5 protein-coding genes are annotated in these 6,000 nt (G+C 69.2%); all 5 read left to right on the top strand.

What is annotated here, in order from left to right; translation table 11 throughout:
* Positions 1–599 precede the first annotated feature (599 nt).
* Genes rpmH through ACQPXB_RS49655 form a run of 5 tightly spaced genes read left to right on the top strand, consistent with a single transcriptional unit; the run spans position 600 to position 3,339 of the window.
* On the top strand, positions 600–743 hold the full coding sequence (gene rpmH / locus ACQPXB_RS49675; RefSeq protein ID WP_285971341.1) for a 50S ribosomal protein L34: 144 nt from the start codon (positions 600–602) through the stop codon (positions 741–743).
* Between the two features lie 21 nt (positions 744–764).
* Positions 765–1,196 (top strand): ribonuclease P protein component, encoded by a 432-nt coding sequence (rnpA, locus tag ACQPXB_RS49670; protein ID WP_360607482.1) that lies wholly within the window; start codon positions 765–767, stop codon positions 1,194–1,196.
* 5 nt (positions 1,197–1,201) lie between these two features.
* The gene (gene yidD / locus ACQPXB_RS49665) at positions 1,202–1,534 is read left to right on the top strand and encodes a membrane protein insertion efficiency factor YidD (protein ID WP_366589870.1); all 333 of its coding nucleotides are present in this window, start codon (positions 1,202–1,204) and stop codon (positions 1,532–1,534) included.
* Between the two features lie 4 nt (positions 1,535–1,538).
* Positions 1,539–2,735 (top strand): membrane protein insertase YidC, encoded by a 1,197-nt coding sequence (gene yidC, locus ACQPXB_RS49660; protein WP_386943917.1) that lies wholly within the window; start codon positions 1,539–1,541, stop codon positions 2,733–2,735.
* A 28-nt stretch (positions 2,736–2,763) separates the two neighbouring features.
* Entirely contained in the window at positions 2,764–3,339 is a 576-nt protein-coding gene (locus ACQPXB_RS49655; protein ID WP_432849032.1) for a protein jag, read from the top strand.
* The last annotated feature ends 2,661 nt before the right edge of the window (positions 3,340–6,000 follow it).

Raw genomic sequence — 6,000 nt, 5'->3', positions numbered from 1 at the left:
CTGTCTGGCTCCCCTCCCCTCGTCGGCGTGAACGGCGGAATCACCCCAAGCACGCCCGTGAAACACTCCCCTGGACGTCACCTTGGACCGACCTGCGCGCGGGCACAGCGAATATCCACATAGTTGTCCACAGCTGTGCACTAATGTACGGCTGCCCGCAGCCACGCCACCTGCGGGCTCGGCGTTCGCCGTGGGCGCCTCCACACCCCGGTGGCGATACCGCCGCTCGCCTCGAGACCGGGCGACCCGGAAGAGGCAACCTAACAAGCCTCGCCCGCTGCCACAAGCCGTCGTCGGGCGCAAGCATTTCACGGTGTACGGCGTGTTGCCATTCGGTGCCCCGGCGTGGGGGAAGGCGAGGTCGAGGGCCGGTCGCCGAGCGTGGCGGAGGGGGTGCCTGCACGGCTCCCGACCGGGGTGCGTACCCTCGTAAGGTCTCCCGTAAGCGACGGGTGCGTTTCGCGTGCCCACGTATGTCGTCGCTCGTCGTGACGAGGCCACACGTTGGTAGGAGACACCAGAGACTGCCGTGCGACCGCACGACATGCCGGTAGACGGCCGAAAATCCGTCGCCCGACGGCCGAGACACAGGAGTAGCAGTGAGCAAGGGTAAGCGCACCTTCCAGCCGAACAACCGCCGACGCGCGCGGACCCACGGTTTCCGCCTCCGCATGCGGACCCGTGCCGGCCGGGCCATCTTGGGGGCTCGTCGTCGCAAGGGCCGCGCCGCGCTGTCCGCCTGATCCGGCTCGTCGAGGCGCGCCGTGCTGCCCGCAGCCGCACGTCTACGGCGGAGTGAAGACTTCCGGGTCGTTCTCCGCCGGGGCTCCCGGGCAGGCAGGCGTCGCCTCGTCGTCCACGCGTTGACCACGGACCCGTCCGCGGCCGCACCCGATGCGGCCAGGGCGGGTTTTGTGGTGAGCAAGGCCGTCGGCAATTCGGTGGTGCGCCACCGGGTGACCAGGCAACTGCGGCATCTCGTTTCGGCCCGACTCGGAACACTGCCCCCGGGCAGCTCGTTGGTCGTACGGGCATTACCTCCGGCGGCGTCCGCTTCGAGCGCGGAGCTCGGCGCCGATCTCGACGCGGCGTTGCGCCGGCTCGGACTCACCTCGTCCCGCCGCACCGCCGGGGAAAGTGCTCCCCGGCAACCGCGTCAGCAGGACGCGGCCCCCGACCACGGATCAGCGGTGTAACGGCAATGCAAGCCACTCCCGAGCACACCCACGGCGGCACCGACGTCACCGGGGAAACGGCCCCGCGCCGCCCCGGGCCGGTGGCGTGGGTACTGCTCCTCCCCATCAAGTTCTATCGCAAGGCGATCTCGCCTTTTCTGCCGCCGGCCTGCCGCTTCTACCCGAGCTGCAGCGCGTACGCAGTCGAAGCCCTGACCCGGCACGGTGCCGGCCGCGGCTCCTACCTCGCGCTGCGCCGGTTGCTGCGCTGCGGCCCGTGGACCCCACCCGGTCGCGACCCGGTGCCGGAGAAGTTCTCCTGGCGCCACCGCATGCCTGAAACACCGATCGAGGAGTAGCTCAGTGCTCGATTTCATCTACTACCCCGTGTCCTTCATCTTGTGGTGTTGGCACAAGGTCTTCGGGTTCGCGTTCGGTGAAGGCACCGCGATCTCCTGGATCCTGGCGATCATCTTCCTGACGTTCACCATCCGCGGCATCATGTTCAAGCCGTTCGTGAACCAGGTCCGGTCGATGAAGAAGATGCAAGACTTCGCGCCGGAGATGAAGAAGCTCCAGAAGAAGTACGCGAACGACAAGCAGCGCCAGGCGCAGGAGATGCAGAAGCTCCAGCGCGAGCACGGCGTCAACCCGCTGGGCAGCTGCCTGCCGATGCTGCTCCAGGTTCCGGTGTTCATCGGTCTGAACCACGTGCTGCGCGCGTTCACGATCCAGCCCGCCGGCGGCGGCGTGAAGACCGAGAACTACTTCTTCAACCAGCACGACGTGCAGTCCTACGTCAGCGCGAAGCTCTTCGGTGTCAACCTCGGCGAGGCGGTCTACAACGGCGTCGGCGTGGTGGCCGGTGGCCAGACCGGTGCGGTCGGGTTCCACTGGAGCGTGCTGCCGGTTGCGCTGCCCCTGATGATCGTCGCGTCGATCGCCACGCACCTCACCGCGCGGCACTCGGTGGCCCGGCAGAACGCCGCGTCGGCCACCCCGCAGACCGCGATCATGAACAAGCTGACGATGTACATCTTCCCGCTCGGTGTGCTCGTGTTCGGTGCCCTGTTCCCGCTCGGCCTGCTCTTCTACTGGCTGGCGAACAACGGCTGGACGCTGATGCAGCAGCGGCTCGTGTACACGCGCATCGACAAGGAAGAGGCCGCGCGCAAGGCGGAGGCCGCGGAGAAGCGGGCGTCGCTCGGGCCGAAGCCGGGGCAGAAGCCGACGGCTCCGAAGGTCGGGCAGAAGCCGGTGCAGCAGAAGAAGAACAACCCGTCCGGCAACGGTCAGCAGCAGGGCAAGGTGACCAAGGCGGGTTCGGCGCACGGTTTCGCGCAGACGAAGCCCCCGTCTTCCTCGGGTGGCGTGGAGAGCAAGAAGGCCGCTGCGGCCGAAGCTGCTTCGCAGGCCAACTCGTCCGAGCCGGACACCAAGGCGACCCCGTCGAAGCCGGCGCAGCAGCCGGCCCAGAACGGATCGAAGAAGGAGAACGGAACCGGGGTTCCCGGGCTCCTCAAGGACTCGACCAGGAAGTCGGGCCGGAAGCGTCGCTGACGCCCCCGGTTCGGAGAGGAGACGAATGATGTCGGAGACGGTCGACACGATCGACGCCGATCAGGACGAAGAGACCACGGCCTCGGCCGCACCCACCGAGGGTGCCCCCGCCGACGCCGCCGACGAGAAGCAGAGCGGCGACGACCTGCTCGTGCAGGAAGGCGACATCGCCGGCGACTACCTCGAGCGCCTGCTCGACCTGCTCGACTACGACGGCGACATCGACCTCGACGTCGAAGCCGGCCGCGCCATCATCAGCATCGACGGCGGCGAGGACCTCGAAAAGCTCGTCGGCCCCCGCGGCACCGTGCTCGAGGCCCTGCAGGAACTCACCCGCCTCGCCGTCCAGCAGGAGACGGGCTCCCGCAGCCGCCTCATGCTCGACATCGCCGGCTGGCGCGCCGACCGCCGCGAGGAGCTCCGCGAACTCGGCCGCTCCACCGCCGAGTCAGTGCTGTCCAGCGGCGAACGCGTCCGCCTGCAGCCCATGAGCCCCTTCGAACGCAAGGTGGTCCACGACGCGGTAGCCACCGTGGACGGCGTCACCAGCGAAAGCGAGGGCGAAGACCCGAAGCGCCGCGTGGTGATCTTCCCGGAGGGCTGAGCCTCCTGACCCGCGCCGCCGCTCCCGCCGCGGCTCGATGCGGGTGATCTGGACGCGTCACGGAGTATTGCGAAGCACTGAGCAGAAGCGGCCCACCGGACATCCGGTGGGCCGCTTCTTTTGTCTTGCACGCTGTTGTTCCGCTACCCGCACCGCTTCGGTGCGGCCGCCATTGACCCGGCCCTTCGTCCGCCTGCAGCCTTTGGTCGCCCGCAGCTCTATGGCCGCCTGCAGCCTTTGACTGCCTGCAGCTCACGCCTGCCTCACCACTGCGCCGACCGAACCCACTTCCCACGCGCCTGTCCCCTTGTGACCCACCCCGGCTCCGCTCCCCCGTTCGCCGGCTGTTCTCGCGCATCGCTGCCGCGTACCGAACCACCGTCACGGCCAGGGCTCCACTCCCCAACGGCCATCCGCTCGCGGCCCTGCTCCCGCTCCGCTCCCGTGCACGCCGGCCGTGTCTCGCAAACTGTTGCCAAGCCGCACCCCGCCGCTACGGCCCAGGCTCCGCTCCCACGGCCATCCGTTTGCGGGCCCTGTTCTGGCTCCTCTCCCGCACTTGCCGGCAATGTTTCGCAAACTGCTGCCGCGCCCCGCTCCGCCGCTAATGTCCAGGCTCCGATCCCGCGGCCATCGGTATACGGGCCCTGCTCCGGCGCCCCCCCCGCACTTGCCGGCATCGTTTCGCGAATTGCGCCGCGCCCCTCACCACCGCGCTCCGGCTCCGCTTCCCACACCCATCTGCCGTGCCCTGTTCCGGCTCCGCTCCGCGTTTTCCGGCTGCGTCCCGCGCCGCTGACACCCGTGCCGCCTGACTGCTATGGCCCGGACCCGTTCTTCACGCTCATCCTGTCTGCGGCGCTGCTCTGGCTCCTCTTCCGCGTCTGCCAGCCGCGCCCCGCACGCTGCTGCCACTCATGCTGCTCCACCGCCACAGCCCGGGGCCCGCTCCTCGCACCCATCGGTTTGCGGCGCCGCTCCGGCTCCGCTTCGGCGTCCGCCAGCCGCGTCCCGCACGCCGCCGCTACGCGTGCCGCCCCACCGTCGCGGCCCGGACCCGCTTCGCGCGCCGATCTGCCATGGCCTGCTCTGGCTCCGCTTCCGCGTTAGCGGCTCGCGCGTTGCTGTCGCTCGTGCCGCCTTACCGTCCCGGCCCGGCTCCGCTCCTGACGCTCATCCATTTGCCTCGCTGTTCTGGCTCCGCTTCCACGTTGGCTTGCCGTGGCTCGCGCATTTCTGCCACGCCTGCGGCCCTCACCGCTACAGCTCGACCCCGATTCCGGCACCCATCTGCCGTGCCCTGTTCCTGCTCCGCTCCCGGGCTCGCCGGCTGAGTTTCGCTGCTGTCGCGCGTGCCGCCTCACTGCTGCGGCCCGGGCCAGTCCTCACACCCATTCATTTGCGGCGCTGCTCCGGCTCCGCTTCCGCATTTGCCAGCCGCGTCCCGCACGCTGCTGCCGCGCCGCAACGCCTGGATCCGCCCTCATGCCCATCTACTTCGGCCCTGTTCCGGGCGTGCTCCGCGATCGCCGCCGGGCCCTGCAGGCTGCTACCGAGACTGCCGCCCGGCCAGTGTTTCGGGACCGGTCTCCAAACCCACCTGCGTGCCGTCGCCCAGCTTCGATTCCGTGCTGGCCACCGTGCCTCAGCGCGCTGCGGCCTCGATGCCTCGCTGCTGTGCCGCCTTGCTGCTGCGCTCCGGCTCGGCTCCCCCGTTGCCGCTGCGATTTGGCCTCTGCTCCCGCGTGTACTTGCTTCCGTGGCTTGGTCTTGGCCGCGCTGCGTGCAATCCCTGCCGTACCTATCACCTTGCTGGCGTGGCCTGAGCTGGCTGCTGTCCTGATCGTCGTGCCTGTGCGCGTCGACCCCAGATAGCGCCCATCGTGGTGTCACTGCGGCTTGACCGGGTTGCCGCGCTCATGCCTTGCTGCTGCGGCGTTGACCTGGTGCCGCGCTCATCGTCCGGCCCCCGTGGAGCGGGCCTGTTTGCGTGCTGATCGCGTTGCCGCCTCGAACCTGCGGAGGATCTGGTCTCGCGCTTGTCGGCCCGACGCATGGCCCGAACCCATTGCCGCGATCATGGTCCGGCGGTCTTGATCCGGTGCCACTATGTCACCCGCTTGCTCGGTCCGCGGATTGCGCTCCGGAGATGACGGACTACCGGCGTTGGGCTGGTCCGGCGATCTGGCAATGCAGCGCTCGCACGGCCATGACCCCGCACCCCCCTCACTCCGCCCCGATATCACCGCGACCCGCTCTATCCGCAAAGTTAGTTCCGACTGCCCACCCCGATGTCGCCGGCGCTCACTCCGGCCGACGCGACATCCCCCGGGCTTCGAGACTCCGGCGCGGACCCCACACCGACCGATGGCCAACTTGACCATCGATGCGCCGGCGCGCTCACTCAACCCACCGGGCACTACCCAGGCGCACCTCGCGCATACCGGCTCGATCCCAGCGCATCTCCGGCCGCGACCCATACCAGTGACACCCTCAAACCATCTCGCCGAGCGCGGAGCTTCTCGGACTCTGCCGACTCCTACGACTGCACGCGCGACCCGGACCCACCCCGGGGCCAGCGTGGCTGTGCCGCAGGCAGCCCTCCGACGGCGCGGCCGAAAACCTACCGAGAGTCCATCCGTCGGCAACTGGCGAGGTGCC

The organism is Amycolatopsis sp. CA-161197, assembly GCF_050942255.1.
Classification (GTDB): domain Bacteria; phylum Actinomycetota; class Actinomycetes; order Mycobacteriales; family Pseudonocardiaceae; genus Amycolatopsis.
This window is presented reverse-complemented; position numbering and strand designations above follow the sequence as displayed.